13 protein-coding genes are annotated in these 14,189 nt (G+C 42.8%); 1 reads left to right on the top strand and 12 read right to left on the bottom strand.

Features of this window, described 5'->3' with window-relative positions; translation table 11 throughout:
* Positions 1-146: 146 nt before the first annotated feature.
* The 12 genes from BN2425_RS14875 to BN2425_RS14930 form a co-directional block, all read right to left on the bottom strand.
* Positions 147-1,646 (bottom strand): acyl-CoA synthetase, encoded by a 1,500-nt coding sequence (locus BN2425_RS14875; RefSeq protein WP_042460969.1) that lies wholly within the window; start codon positions 1,644-1,646, stop codon positions 147-149.
* Positions 1,647-1,960: 314 nt separating this feature from the next.
* Complete coding sequence (gene fabG, locus BN2425_RS14880) at positions 1,961-2,701, bottom strand: 3-oxoacyl-ACP reductase FabG (protein WP_042460972.1); 741 nt, start codon at positions 2,699-2,701, stop codon at positions 1,961-1,963.
* Positions 2,698-3,606 (bottom strand): intracellular short-chain-length polyhydroxyalkanoate depolymerase, encoded by a 909-nt coding sequence (gene phaZ / locus BN2425_RS14885; protein ID WP_081798085.1) that lies wholly within the window; start codon positions 3,604-3,606, stop codon positions 2,698-2,700. Before phaZ ends, fabG begins: the two co-directional genes overlap by 4 nt.
* Positions 3,602-4,615, bottom strand: coding sequence for a 3-oxoacyl-ACP synthase (locus BN2425_RS14890; protein WP_042460974.1), 1,014 nt, complete (start codon positions 4,613-4,615; stop codon positions 3,602-3,604). Before BN2425_RS14890 ends, phaZ begins: the two co-directional genes overlap by 5 nt.
* A gap of 14 nt (positions 4,616-4,629) precedes the next feature.
* The gene (locus BN2425_RS14895) at positions 4,630-4,809 is read right to left on the bottom strand and encodes a hypothetical protein (protein ID WP_042460977.1); all 180 of its coding nucleotides are present in this window, start codon (positions 4,807-4,809) and stop codon (positions 4,630-4,632) included.
* Between the two features lie 12 nt (positions 4,810-4,821).
* Entirely contained in the window at positions 4,822-5,823 is a 1,002-nt protein-coding gene (locus BN2425_RS14900; protein ID WP_042460980.1) for a branched-chain amino acid ABC transporter permease, read from the bottom strand.
* A 4-nt stretch (positions 5,824-5,827) separates the two neighbouring features.
* Positions 5,828-6,688: a branched-chain amino acid ABC transporter permease gene (locus BN2425_RS14905; protein WP_042460983.1), complete on the bottom strand. Its 861-nt coding sequence runs from the start codon at positions 6,686-6,688 to the stop codon at positions 5,828-5,830.
* A 17-nt stretch (positions 6,689-6,705) separates the two neighbouring features.
* Positions 6,706-7,416, bottom strand: a complete 711-nt coding sequence (locus BN2425_RS14910) for an ABC transporter ATP-binding protein (RefSeq protein ID WP_042460986.1) — start codon at positions 7,414-7,416, stop codon at positions 6,706-6,708.
* Positions 7,409-8,164, bottom strand: coding sequence for an ABC transporter ATP-binding protein (locus BN2425_RS14915; protein WP_042460989.1), 756 nt, complete (start codon positions 8,162-8,164; stop codon positions 7,409-7,411). The genes BN2425_RS14910 and BN2425_RS14915 overlap by 8 nt, the downstream gene beginning before the upstream one ends.
* Before the next feature lie 83 nt (positions 8,165-8,247).
* Complete coding sequence (locus BN2425_RS14920) at positions 8,248-9,441, bottom strand: substrate-binding domain-containing protein (protein ID WP_074433073.1); 1,194 nt, start codon at positions 9,439-9,441, stop codon at positions 8,248-8,250.
* Positions 9,442-9,744: 303 nt separating this feature from the next.
* Complete coding sequence (locus BN2425_RS14925) at positions 9,745-12,981, bottom strand: BTAD domain-containing putative transcriptional regulator (RefSeq protein ID WP_042460996.1); 3,237 nt, start codon at positions 12,979-12,981, stop codon at positions 9,745-9,747.
* 109 nt (positions 12,982-13,090) lie between these two features.
* Entirely contained in the window at positions 13,091-13,840 is a 750-nt protein-coding gene (locus BN2425_RS14930) for a glucose 1-dehydrogenase (RefSeq protein ID WP_042460999.1), read from the bottom strand.
* Positions 13,841-13,957: 117 nt separating this feature from the next.
* Here BN2425_RS14930 and BN2425_RS22795 point away from each other — a divergent pair, with 117 nt between their 5' ends.
* On the top strand, positions 13,958-14,101 hold the full coding sequence (locus BN2425_RS22795; protein ID WP_195891949.1) for a hypothetical protein: 144 nt from the start codon (positions 13,958-13,960) through the stop codon (positions 14,099-14,101).
* Positions 14,102-14,189: the final 88 nt, after the last annotated feature.

The raw sequence follows: 14,189 nt of genomic DNA on the forward strand, positions 1-14,189 counted from the left end.
CGCAAGCGCCGAGGAGGCTCCCGGAACCTCCCCGCGGAAAGCGAAGCGCCTGGAGCGCAAATCAACAGGCCAATCGAACGAGCCAAAAACTAAAAAAGGGGGCTATCCAAAGTCAGTTACCTGACTTTTTGGATAGCCCCTTTTTGCTAGACTTTCATGCTCATTTCTTTTAATTTCTTTTTATCAATTTTTCCAACATGGGTTTTGGGCAGTTCTTGTAAAAAGACAAATTGTTTGGGGATTTTATACCCGCCAAGTTTCAACTCACAATATCTTTTGAGATCACCTGCATCTAATGAATAGGTAGGCTTTAATACAATGAACGCCGCAACCATTTCCCCCCATTTTTCATCTGGCAGCCCGATAACGGCAGTTTCATCAATGGCTGGGTGAGCAGCTAACCATTGCTCCACTTCTAGCGGATAAACATTTTCCCCGCCGGAAATAATCATATCCTTTTTCCGTCCTACAATATAATAAAATCCCTGTTCATCCCTTTTCGCCAAATCCCCTGTTTGAATCCAGCCATCCGCCCATGTTTCCTGGGTCGCTGTTTCATTTTTCCAATAAACAGTGAAGGAATGTTTGCCGCGAATTAGCAGCTCGCCAACCTCATTCGACTGCGCTTCCTGTCCGTCCGGCTTCACAATTTTTATCGCATTAAACAACATGGGTTTCCCTACAGAACCGCGTTTTATTTGCGCTTGTTCCGGGGTAATAAAGAAATTATTTGGCCCCGCTTCTGTCAGACCATAGCCTTCTTTAAATGCTATGCCTTTTTTCTGAAAAGCTTCATAAATGCTTAATGGGCATGGTGCCGCTCCCGACAAGAATACCCTCATAGTTGGAAAGCTGCTGTTTTGAAATTCCTCTGTCTGGATGAGGAGATGGTACATGGTTGGAACTAATAGGATAATAGTACACCCGTAACGATTGATAGATTCAACGGTTTTTGCACCGGAAAATTGTTCTCCAATCACCACGGTTCCCCCATTCATTAAGATTGGGATAGACAAGGCGTTTAACCCTCCTGTATGAAACATAGGCATATAGTTGATCGTCACATCATCCGAGGACAATCCCCAGCTCAAAATCGTGTTAATAGCGTTCCAAAGGATTGATTGGTGACTCAAAACCACCCCTTTTGGTCTACCTGTTGTCCCGCCAGTATAAATCATTGCCAATGGGTCATTTTCTTCCATGTCATCAGAAAATTTGTAGTTAATTGGATAGGATGTAATCCTATCGTATTCCTCATTACCTATAGAAAAAAGTCTCAAATTGTTATCATTTAGTGGTTTTGATAGGTTCTTAAACTGCAGGTGAATCCCTATCAAAACAGGTGTACAATCTTCTAAAATTTCGTTTATTTCAAGCAAGGATAGTCGCCAGTTGAGCGGAACAAAAATCGCTCCAATTTTTCCACAGGCAAAGAGTAAATCGAAATAGCTTATATGAGGCGGTGATAAAAGGGCAACCCGATCCCCTTTTGTGACACCTTGCTTTATGAGCCAGCTCGAAACCGCATTCGCGCGGTGATTCAATGCTTCAAATGTCCATGTTTTATTGGTTTTTTCATCTATTATTGCTGTCTTTTTTGGGGATAATCTTGCACGATTCTCCAGCCAATCCAGTTCCCACCTCACTGAATGATCGCTCCTTCACTAGTAGATGAATATATGTTACAAAAACGTAGTTACAGGTAAGTTACAGCAAGGCTTCCATGCTAGTTTTAAACCTGTGTAAAAAGAAATTGCTGATTTTTGTAAACCAGTGATTGGAGAGGAATGCGTGATGACTTCTAGAAAGTCCCCAATTATGCTATCTGATTTTCTACGTTCGCAGAGATGATTCAATAAAGAAATTCAGTGTCCTGCGGAGTATCGGGCAGGGGAGACCCCGCTGGTACTTAACACAGCCTTTATAAAAAAAAACGACCTAAAAAAAGGCCGTCCTTCCTTTACATCATGATCCCGCCATCTACATGTAGTACGGTTCCATTTACATAACCTGCTTCATCTGATGCAAGAAACAAATAAGCATTGGCAATGTCCTCAGGCTTGCCTAGTCTGGCAAGCGGTACCATTTGTTTCATTTGTTCAAGAATCTTTTCAGGCACCTGTGCTGTCATTCCAGTTTCTATAAACCCTGGAGCAACAGCATTCACCGTAATTCCTTTTCGCCCCAATTCTTTCGCCCAAGTTTTTGTCATCCCGACAACTCCCGCTTTAGTTGCCGCATAATTTGTTTGGCCAATATTCCCATAAACACCCGAAACCGAGGAAGTGTTAATAATTCTTCCCTTGCCGTTTTCAATCAACGCTGGCAGTACCGCCTGTGTGCAATGAAACACCCCAGTCAAATTGACATCCAAAACGCTTTGAAAATCAGCAGGTGCTAATTTAGAAAGCAGAGCATCCTTAGTAATCCCAGCATTATTAACTAAAATATCAATTTTTCCGTAGAGTCTAAGCACTTGCTCCACCATTCGGTCAACACTCTCGCGATCTGCCACATTGACCTGAAAAAAGCTAACTTCATAGTCTTTATTGCGAAGTTCACGCGCACTTACTTCTCCTAGTTCTTCATTAAAGTCGGCTACGGCCACTTTTGCTCCTTCACGAGCAAACACTTCGGCCGCAGCTAAACCAATGCCATTGGCCGCCCCAGTTATAATGGCCACTTTACCAACTAACCTCATACCTGTACCTCACTATCCAAAAATTGCTCCATTGCCTTCAATAATTGCTCCAAATCGTCAATTAGTGCGGAATGACCACAATTTTTCAATTCGACTACCGTTGCTTTATCACCTAAGTCCTTAATCAACTCGTCAGTCATTTCCTGTACAACCACCATATCACGATCCCCATACAACACGAGAACAGGGACTTTGATGTCGTCTACTTTTCCATTGCCTTCTACTAAACCGTTATGGTGATGGCTAATATTAAAATGATTTAAAGCATAATAAACTTCGGCTAAATTTTGCTGTGTCCGCATATCTTGAACATACTCATCATACAGTTCTGGTTCTGGCTGCTTGTGGGTATAAATGACCGAATTCCAGATTAATTTTAACAAAGCTGTATCGTTTGTATCGTAAGCTGTTTGGATGGGAATATACCGAACCAAATCCCGCTTCATTTCTTCATGCATTGTCATTCTGCGCGGTTCCTCAGTGTCCTTCAGCTTTCCGTCAAAAGGATAACCTCTGGTGGAGGCGGATGCGAGAAGAATCAGCTTATTGCTATAATCCGGGTAATCTGCACAAAATTGCATGGCAATCGCCCCGCCCAATGACCATCCGGCAATGGCAAAATTCCTTAACCCAATCGCATCAACAAACAGCTTGACGTCATCGGCAAAATCCTTTATCGACATGATCAACTGGTTATAGCTGGAACCGCCAAAGCCTCTTAAATCTACCGCGTAAACTTTGTACTTTTCATCCAAATTGTCAATCACAAGATCCCAGTGCTTCGAGGAAGTCATATTGCCGTGAATCAATAATAAATTGATCTCCCCGCCATCTCTTTCCCGATATGCAAGCGTTTCCCCATTCGATAAGTGGACTTCCTTTAACGTAACATTTGCCAATTTAATCACCTTTCCCCCATTTTATAGTGGTTGCTCCCCAAGCGTAGCCAATACCTGCGCTAACAAAGACAACGACATCGCCATCTTTTATTTTTTCTTGCTCTAAAGCCAGCTCCAGCGATAAAATTTGGTCGAATTGACCGATATGTCCATATTCCTCAAGATAAATCGACTGCTCCTCTGACAAGCCCAGTTCATCCAACACATATTGATGGGCCGAACGCTTCATGTGTAATATGGCCAAATAATTAATTTTCTCGACCGTATAGCCACTTTTCCTGATGGACTCCCGAATCACTTTTAAAAAATTGGTCATCGATTGTTGTTCCAGCCGCTGTTTCATTCCCTCAGGGTCCAGCACATCCAACATATTCTGGCGGTTCTCTAATGCCTCTTTTGTGATTGGATTCTTGGTCCCTCCTGCTACGACTACAACGTCCTCAGAAAAAGAACCATCCGTAATGAGTTTTGTCTCTAACAGCAAATTTTCTTCGTACCCTTTTCTCAAAAGAATTGCGCCGCTCCCAGCCCCGAGATTGTACATAAACCTGGTTCTAGGATTCTGGTAATCAATGAAATCCACATTGCGGTACCCGCCCGCAAGGAGCACCGTATTTATTTCAGGATCGGCCAGCATCATACTTTTCGCCACTTTCAACGCCATGACCGTTGTCCCGCATCTTAATGCCAAATCGAAGGCCCAGGCGTTATACGCGCCAATCTCCTCCTGCAGCTTGATTCCTGCTGTCCACAACGGATATTCCTTATGTTCTTCGCCAATATAGATAACAAGGTCAATCTCTAGCGGGTCGATTCCTGCCTTTTCAAGCGCCTTTTTTGCGGCCACAATCCCCATTTGACATGTATGGTCTTGTAGTCCGGGAATATGTTTTTTCTTAATCCCCATCTTCCCTTCGACAACCGCTGGAGGAAGACCTGCCAGCTCCGCTATTTCTTTGCCGGATATGGTTACATCCGGCAAATAAGTTCCTGTGCTCAGTATGCCAATCTGCACGATAATCACCTCCTCTACGACTCTTCCGCAATCTCCTTCATAAACGACATGGCCTCTTCAATAGATTCAAATAATGTCTCACGGTCTTCCTGTACATGGGTCACCTTTATCCGCCATTGTTTGTTTCCCGTTTCCTTCTCTACAGCAGCCACTTGAAAGCGGACAACGAAGGAAGCAATTTGTTTGGTATCCATTTGCTCCTCCTTTTACCCCGCTGCCTTTTGTTCGCTTTTGACAGGATAAGATTTCTTCTTGCGTTTCCAAGCTATTTTCCTCAATGTCCCAACAATTCCTTGTGGGAAAAACATAACCACTAGAATGTAAATAATTCCGAAGAAGATAATCCAGCGTTCGAAAATCCAATGTTCCTTGGCAAGCCCCGTCAACCAGTCATGAGCAAATTCGATGATCCCCGCGCCAATAATGGGTCCCGCCAAGGTGCCTACTCCTCCAATAATTGTCATCAACAGGGCATCCAGCGTGATATCCATTGAAAACACACTGGTATTCACGTAGCGAAGCGAAATCGCATATAAAATTCCGGCGATCCCGGCTAAAACTCCGGAAACCACACTAGCAGCAATTTTATAATGCAGCACCTGAAAACCAAGGGATGCAGTTCTTTGTTCATTTTCCCTAATGGCTTGGAGGACTCGGCCAAGAGGAGAATTCACAAAGCGCCTTAAACCAAAGAAAACCGCAGCCATACCAATTAAGCAAAGGAGATAAAAATTGGTCCGGTCAATAAACAGTTCCGGAACTCTAAAGGTGAAACCGTCATTCCCAAAAGTGAGCGTCCGCCATTTTTCAGCCAGGACTAAAAACAAACCGGCCAAGGACATGGTTAACATTGCATAGAAGTGGCTTTTCAGCCGCAATGTTAATAACCCGACAATGAAACTGACAATCGCCGTCAGCGCAATCGTAGTCAGTACCGCCCATAGGAAATAGGTCATATCCGGTTCAAATCGTTTCATAAAAATGCCGATTGAATACGACCCAAGGCCAAAATACATGGCATGGCCAAAGGAAACAATCCCGGTAAAACCAATTAACAGGTCGTAGCTCATGGCAAAGATTGAAAAGATGAAAATTTGCGTAAGTAAAATTAATAAATTCCTAGATTCATATACAAAAGGTAACAGGAAAAGCAATAGAATGAATAACAAGAAAATAATCGCCGGCCGCTTGTCTGCAAATTTGTTCATTCCCTCACCCCTTCGCACTGAATAGGCCCTGCGGCCGGATAATTAATACGACAGCCATTAACAGCATGTTGACTGCTAGTGATAAATCCGGTACATAGTACGCCATAAACGAACCGGAAAGACCCACCAAAATGGCGGCTAATACGGAACCTTTAAAGTTTCCCATACCGCCTATCACCACCACAATAAATGCCAATATAGCAAACTCCATCCCCATTCCGGCATGAATCACACCGGAATAAGGTCCCAGCAAAACTCCGCCAAGGGCAGCCATCCCGGCGCCAATCATGAATACAAACATAAATACCCGTTGGATGTTGATTCCGAGTGCCTGCACCATTTCCTTGTTCATGACACCCGCTTGAACCACCAGCCCTATTTTGGTTTTTTTCAACATAAACTGGACCCCGGCGAAAACGAGCAGGCCCACAATGATAATAAACACCCGGTATTTTATCAGATTGATTTCACCAATCTCCCAGCTTCCTTTTAAGTAATCGGGAGGGGATGCCGTTAACTGATTAGGGCCCCAGATGACTTTCAGCATTTCCGAAAGAACCATCATCAGACCGAGAGTGATTAAAATTTGCTGAACATGGTTGCCGTATACCGGTTTAATAATCCATTTTTCTGTTACTATTCCTAAGATAAAACCGGTAACGATTGCCCCGATAATTCCGATTAAAAAGCTGTCTGTCTTGGAATAAATCCACAAGCCGCTGTAGGCTCCCCATGCGAATAATCCGCCATGGGCAAAATTCAGCACATCCATTAAGCCAAAGATCAGCGTGAGCCCGGCCGCCAATAAAAAAATTAGCATGCCGGTTGCCAGACCGTTTAAGGCCAAGTTCATAAATAAATCCAAGAAGAATTCCTCCTTTCCTAGGCAATTCCCAAATACTTCCGTTTCATTTCTTCATCTTCTTTTAATTGCTTCATCGTCCCGTGACTGACAGTCCGGCCATCATCAATGATGTAAAAACAATCGCCAATCGTGCTGGCCATCATAAAGTTCTGCTCCACTAGAACAATCGTGGTTTGGTCTTTCATTTGCATAATCGAATCCATGACTTTTTCGACCATGATCGGGGCCAACCCCTTGCTCGGTTCATCAATCAACAGCAGTTCATTTTCATTGACATAGGCCCTGGCAATCGAAAGCATTTGTTTTTGCCCGCCGCTTAGCAGTCCTCCTGGTTTTTTCCAAAACTTTTTCAGGTCAGGGAACAGTTCAAGAACCCATTCCATCCGCTTGGCTGTTTCTTCATTATCTTTTTGTATGGCAACTTTCATATTCTCCTCAACCGTTAATCCGGCAAAAATTCCTTGATCTTCCGGTACATAGCCAATCCCTCTTTTGGCGATTGTATAGGTTGGGAATGTTTGAATTTCTTCCCCTTTAAATACAATACTTCCTTTTGATGCGGGATTAAGCCCCATAATCGTTCGCAGCGTTGTTGTTTTGCCTGCCCCATTTCTGCCAAGCAAAACAGTTACTTCTCCTTTTCTTACTTCAAATGAGACTCCTTGAAGGATATGATACTGACCGATATATGTCTCGACCTGATTAAGCTTCAGCAGGCTGTTATTCATAATGACCTCCTAAATAAGCAGACTGGACGGTCTCATTTTTCATGATTTCCTCCGGTGAGCCGTCCGCTAACAGCCGCCCGTTAAATAACACCATGACGGAATCTGAAAGATCCAAAATCATATCCATTTTGTGTTCAATTAAAATGATGGTCCGGTTACCCTGATTTTTAATTCTTTTAATAACCTCCAAAATGGCGGGTACTTCCTCTAAAGACATCCCCGCAGTGGGTTCATCCAATAAAAGCACCTCCGTTTCCAATGCAAGAAGCATGGCGATTTCCAGCTTTCGTTTCTCGCCGTGGGCCAAGTTACTAGCTAACGAATCCTTTTTCTCATCCAAAAGCACAAGCCGCAGCCAGTCTATTGCCTTTTCCTCGAAATGGCGGTATTTTTTATAGTGAAATAGCATTTGATAACGGATGCCTGCCTGGGATTGCACAGCAAGGCGCACGTTTTCGAGGACCGTTAAATTGGGAAAAACATTGGTAATCTGAAAGGACCGGCCAATCCCTTCCCTTGTCCGCTTGGTCGGGGAAAAATGGGTTATATCGTTGCCCCGATAAAAGACTTTTCCTTTGGTTGGCGCTAATTGGCCGCTTAACAGATTAAAGAATGTTGTCTTGCCTGCCCCATTCGGCCCAATGATGGACTTGAAATGTTTCTCAGGAACCGAGATGCTGACAGAATCAACAGCCGTATGCCCGCCAAATGTAATGGATAAATCATTGGTTTCAATTAAGGTTGCCATTGGTACACCACCTAGTTAGAACTTGATAGAAATAGGGAGAGGCTGGCAAATAGTTGCTCGCCATCCCCTCCAAAAATCAATGTTTATTTGTTACGGATTGGAGGTGCGGTTTCTTCAGGAGTCAATTCGCGAATCAAGGTTGGAACCGGATAGGACACTCCGTCCTTCTTCTCGAGTTTGATTGCGTACATGGCTTGCAGCGCTTGATGATCCTCAGGGCGGTAAGTCATTTTGCCTTTAGGTGTATCAAAGCTCATTCCTTCCATGGTTTTGATTAGTTTATCAACATCCGTATCCCCATTTGTTTTCTTTAACGCCTCTACAATGGAGATGGCAGCACTCATTCCGCCAGGTGTAAATAAATCAGGTACCTCACCGTTAAACCGTTTTTTGTGCTCCGTTACGAGCCAATCGTTGATTTTGTTTTTTGGCAGATCATGATAATAAACAGTGAAGCCCTCCATGCCCACAAGTGGTTCCATCGTCGATAAAGCAGCAATATCCGGGGCACCGGTAGAAATTTTAATGCCTTTTTCTTGGACCTTCATATCCGCTATTTGCTTCCAAGGAGAGTTGGCTCCTGCCCAAACGACAAATAGGTAGTCCGGCTTAGCATCGATAATTTTTTGGATATTTGATGTAAAATCAGTTGCTGCCGGGTCGGCATATTCTTCTTTGACGATTTCCGCACCTAATTTTTTCGCCGCTTCCTTGAAGGCAGCTACTCCATCACGTCCAAATGAATAATCGGGTGCAAGCGTAGCAATCTTGACCCCTTTCTTTGCTATTGCGGCAGCACCGGCCACGGCATCCTGCGAGGAGTTACGGGCTGAATGGAACATGTACTTATTAAACTCAGATCCTGTAATACTATCAGCAGCAGCTGGTTCTACAATCATTATTTTCTGATATTCTTCTGCCAGCGGTAAAACGGCTAATGTATCTGCCGAGCTAGAAGAACCGACAAGAAAATCTACTTTATCTTCTTCTAATAATTTCGTTGCCTTTTGTACAGCTACTTCTGGTTTAGTTTCCGTATCTTCGACGATAAACTCAATCCTTCTTCCGTCTATTTCCATTTTTCCGTCTGTTGCGTATTCAAGACCCAATTCAAAGCCCCTTAGTGTCTGCTTTCCATAGGACTCTAAAGCACCCGTTTTCGAGGCAAGTACCCCTATTTTAAGCGGATCTTTGCTTTCCTCTTTTCCTCCATCACCTTTTGATTCAGAAGACGATTTTCCTGAACTGCATGCACTTGCAAAAATCATCATAAACATAAGTAACCCTAATAATGACCAATTTTTCTTCACATTTTTTCCCCCTAAATATTTTTAAAAAGCTGTGGTCTTGCTTTGAAATCAGAATAATAAATCCTAGTTGCAAAAAAGTTACAAAATAGAAAACGGAAGCACCCTCGGAACAAGCAAAAACGCTTGTTCCTGCGAAGCATTTTCTCTAAGAAGCTTTCCTTAATGTTCAGCACCGTATTGTCTGGAACGCTTCAACCGAGTTATCGCAGGGCGGGGAGCGAAGGACACCAGGCGCTAGGATGCTGGAGCAGGACAAAAAAAACAGCCCTATTAAGGCTGCTTTATCTGTTGATGGAAACTTTCGGAGTCAATGATCATTTCATACATATGCCTGGTTGGTTCTAATGGAGTCACACCTAACTCTTCTTCTAAAACCTCCGTACATTTTCGGAACCATTTCACGGCTTGAGGACGGTTATTTTTTCGATAATAGCAGTACATCAATAGCCGATATGCCTCTTCCCAAGTCCGGTCTCGGGCTAAAATTTGTTCACACCAATAGATAGCAACATCGTAATTTTCCGTTCTTACCATAATCTGTGCCATTTTTTCGGCACCGCGTAAAAAATACACCAGCATGCTCTCCCGTTTACTGATACACCAGTCATCATAACGGCGGTCTGGCAAATAATCTCCATTGTAAAATGCCAGACCTTTCTCCAAGAGATGAATAGCTTTTTCTTGATTGCCTTCCATAAGTCCTGACTGAATCCATCTTTGAAATTGGGCCGTATCCAATTCAATCACGGCAAGTGGATTTAACCCATAGGAACCCGCATCTCTTATGATAAAAAAGGGATCCGTTCGTGCCTTCCTTGTTGGCTCTAACACATGATGCAGACTGTTTAGAGCTACCTTAAAATCCCGGTCGGCACTTTTTTTATCCTGATGGGGCCATAGCGTTCCAAGTATTTGTTCCTTTGCCATTGGCTCATATCTAGTTATTAATAATTGAAAAATTTCCTTCGCTTTTTCTCGCTGCCATTCCTTTTCCCCGACCTCTTTTTCGCCAAGCCACACTTTAAATTGACCGAAAGTCTGCACCCGGATGGAATAGCCGGGATGCGAATCGAGTGTGTTCATGCCCATATCCTGGAGAATCTTGGCTGCGTAGGCTTTTTGGATACCCTGTTTCATGCATTCAATTAGAAGCGGGATAAAAACTTGTAAATCTCTAGGACTGAAAACAGAGGGGTTATGGAGAAAGAAGTCGTACTCATGGACTTGCACCAAACTTAAAAAGGAATCGGCTGCCTGATAATAGGAATCTAGTTTTTTCTCCAAGAATAACAGGTAAGCAAGCCAGAATTTTGCTAACATTTGACCATAAGAATCCTCACATTGGTCAAATAAATCACCTGCTTGTTCTAAATACTTTAGTGCCTTTGGGTAATAGCCATTATTTATGCAGGTTATGCCGATGCCGAGAGTGATGAGTGCAGAGAGCCATACATCATGAACCTTTTCGGTCTCTTGTAATGCTTTCTTTCCTGCCTCCATTGCCCGTTCAAACTCTCCCCTTCTTCCGTATAGAACACACAGCCCCATTAATGGCTCCGCCTTGCCTCGATCCACATGAAGCGCTTCCATTATTTCTAATGCCGTTTGGTAACAGTTCTCCGCAAGTTCACTATCATATTTATTCAAAATTTGCACGGCATGCCCCATCCGAATCCAGCCGCATGCTTCTACAAAAGGAGCCTTTAAGCCAATCCCTTGCTGTATCCCCGCTTGAGCCAGCTCTTTTGCTTTATTCCCTTCACCGGTAAATGCCTCAATTAACGATAATAATAAGTCGGTTTCGCGATGTGCCTGTGGAAGGGATAATAAATCCTTCCCGCGCATCTCATCTTTCTTTTGATATAGCAGCTTCTTTGCTGCTTCATAACGGCCTGTTCTTAGATACAGTCTTGCCTCAAAATTGCCGTCAATGCTGGAGATATTTAATCTTTTCGCTTTCAGGAGCCATTTTTCTGCTTTACTGGCCTTCCCTAAATTCAGCAAGTTCTCCGATAATAACTCATACAATTTTCCAATATCCTGTGCCTCACTATTGCTTTTTTCACGATAGGAAATGGCTTCATATAACAGCCTTTCTGCATGATGGGGCTGAATCGTGTCCAAAAAAATCATGGCTTTTCCTTCTAGTGCCTTACTTATTCCCAGGTAGTCCTGACGCATGTTTGCTCCTTCATGCGCCATGTCGTAACAGGCTTCAGCCTCTTGAAATTGCGAACGGTAGCGGTATACCTCCGCTTTCAAAAGCCATAGCTGATAATAGTTGCCCATCTCACCTGTTCCCATCATCGATAATAAATCCAATTTTCCGCTCTCTAGCATTCGAAAGCCATGATCTTGTAAAATTGCAGCAATCGCTTGAACCTGTTTGATTTTTTTATAATGGTAGAGGGCTTTTTCCCATAGTTCTCTCTTTTCATAGAAACGGGCACATTTTTCATGAAGGGCTCTATAATGGCCCGGATGGCTGTTTTGAAAATGGCCCTCTAAAAATTCTTTAAACAAGGCGTGGTAACGGTAATGGGTTTTACCTGTCTTTTGAATAAATAAATTCCGATCCTTTAACTGTTCCAGCATACTTGATGCACCTTGTATTCCGATGACTTCTGTACATAATTCTTCGTCGATTTCTTCAAAGATAGCAGTTTGCTCAAGAAATTGTTGAATAATTGGCGGCTGCTTTGAAAACACCTCCATGACTAAGTACTGAAAAAATTCCTGCATGGATTGGGCAGAGTGTGCAAACAGGTCAGAAATGTCGTTTTTAAGAGGAATTTGTTGGGCAATCATGCACAGGGCGATAATCCAGCCCTCGGTCATTTGATAAATCATCTGCAACTGTTTTTCGTCTACTTCCAACCCGTAAAGATCGGTTAACAGTAATTCCATTTCCTCCATCGTTAATGCCAAATCATCCTTTGTAATCTCTAGCAACTGACCACACACCTTCATTTTCGTAAGGTGCTTCCACACCGGACGGCTGCGGCTGGAAATGACAAGATGCAAATTAGCAGGAATATGTTCCAGCAAATTTTCCATCCACGTATTAATTGTGTAGGACTGTTCAATTTGATGGAAATCATCTAATATTAAAATTATTGCTCTATTAGTCTCCAGCACTTCATTTAGAAACAAAGAACATAGCACACTTAACTCCTCACTGCGAATATACCGATCCATCGTTTCCATATAGATTAATAGCTCTGTTCCAAATTCGGGAACGGCTTTTCGAATCGAGTAAATAATGTGGGATAGAAATGGAAGTATGTCATCATCCATGGACGAAATAGAATACCAGCATCCGGAAACTTTTTCATCTCTCATAAACAAAGCAAGAGCAGTGCTTTTTCCAAACCCGGCAGCAGAATGAATAAGAGTCAAGGGATACTCCAATACCTTTTTTAACTTTTGGGTAAGCTTTGCTCTCCTAATAAAATCATCTTTAACAGCGGGAATGCGCAGCTTTGTTTGAATAATTGGAAGCTTCATCCGATCATAGCCCCTCTACTTAAAAATTCCCAATTTTTACATTATTTTATCATATTATAGGTGCTTTGGACGATAACAAAAAATACCCAGCATAAGTTGGGCATTCCATTTATTCATCATATATCATTTTTCTGGTCATGCCTCCGTCAATGACCAAATTAATGCCCGTCACAAAATTATTATCAGGTGCGGTTAAATATAGGCAGCCCTCGGCGATATCACTTGGCTTGCCCACCCGCTTTGAAAAATGCTGCTCATGGTCTGCGTAAGTAAGCTGTGAGTAGTCTCCTGTATGAATCCAGCCTGGTGAAATGGCATTTACCGTAATCCGGTCCTCACTTAAAGTAGCCGCTAATGCATGGGTGATAGCCACAATCCCTCCCTTAGTAGCGGCATAGCTTTCCGAGTTTGGCTCAGACATCAAAGCCCGTGTCGATGCAATATTGACAATCGAACCTCCTGCTTCGTTTTCTCGCATAAGCTTGGCCGCTTCACGTGAACAGAGGAACACACTTCTTAAATTTGTATTGATCACATCATCCCATTGTTCGACCGATAATTCATAGAATGGAAAAAAGCCTCCTTTCCCTGCATTATTAATTAAAATATCCACTCTGCCGTACGTTCTTTTTGTTTCTTTAAACAAATGAATAATCTCTGATTCTAATCGGATATCTGTCTTTATAAAGAGAGCCTTTCCTCCGTTCTCCTGGATTTCTCCAACAGTCCGCTTCCCAGCATCAACATCTACATCCGCAACGACGACCTTTCCGCCATTACGGGCAAATGCTGTGGCCACTCCACGCCCAATTCCACTTCCTGCACCTGTGACAACAATTACTTTATCCAAAAATTTCATTTTCCTGCTCCTTTAGATTTGTCTCTCACTTCTCTTTATTTTACCAAGGAGAATATTGGAATAAAAGGCTATCATCTGAAGATACTAAAACATCATACTAATTAAGGTGGGGTATTCATGAGCGAAAAGTGCTTTTATTGTTCAAATGACATTGAGGAAAACCAGCTTCATTTGGTTTCATTTATTACCTCCAATGAGGAGAGAAACGAATCGCTATGTGATGAATGTTATCAGGAATGGCTCCACGGGATCAAGGGGTAATGCAACTCGACTGTTTTTTCCTTTCTTTCTAATTAGGGATTATGCAGTCTAATTGGAGTGTGGATTCATTGTCAATTAAGAAAAAAAT

Source organism: Neobacillus dielmonensis (assembly GCF_000612665.1).
Lineage (GTDB): Bacteria > Bacillota > Bacilli > Bacillales > Cytobacillaceae > Neobacillus > Neobacillus dielmonensis.

Excerpts from the sequence above, each read along its gene's own strand:
- fabG (WP_042460972.1), bottom strand. The coding sequence starts at position 2,701 with ATGAGGTTAGTTGGTAAAGTGGCCATTATAACTGGGGCGGCCAATGGC.
- BN2425_RS14895 (WP_042460977.1), bottom strand. The coding sequence starts at position 4,809 with ATGGATACCAAACAAATTGCTTCCTTCGTTGTCCGCTTTCAAGTGGCT.
- BN2425_RS14900 (WP_042460980.1), bottom strand. The coding sequence starts at position 5,823 with ATGAACAAATTTGCAGACAAGCGGCCGGCGATTATTTTCTTGTTATTC.
- BN2425_RS14910 (WP_042460986.1), bottom strand. The coding sequence starts at position 7,416 with ATGAATAACAGCCTGCTGAAGCTTAATCAGGTCGAGACATATATCGGT.
- BN2425_RS14915 (WP_042460989.1), bottom strand. The coding sequence starts at position 8,164 with ATGGCAACCTTAATTGAAACCAATGATTTATCCATTACATTTGGCGGG.
- BN2425_RS14920 (WP_074433073.1), bottom strand. The coding sequence starts at position 9,441 with ATGTTTATGATGATTTTTGCAAGTGCATGCAGTTCAGGAAAATCGTCT.
- BN2425_RS14925 (WP_042460996.1), bottom strand. The coding sequence starts at position 12,981 with ATGAAGCTTCCAATTATTCAAACAAAGCTGCGCATTCCCGCTGTTAAA.
- BN2425_RS14930 (WP_042460999.1), bottom strand. The coding sequence starts at position 13,840 with ATGAAATTTTTGGATAAAGTAATTGTTGTCACAGGTGCAGGAAGTGGA.
- BN2425_RS22795 (WP_195891949.1), top strand. The coding sequence starts at position 13,958 with ATGAGCGAAAAGTGCTTTTATTGTTCAAATGACATTGAGGAAAACCAG.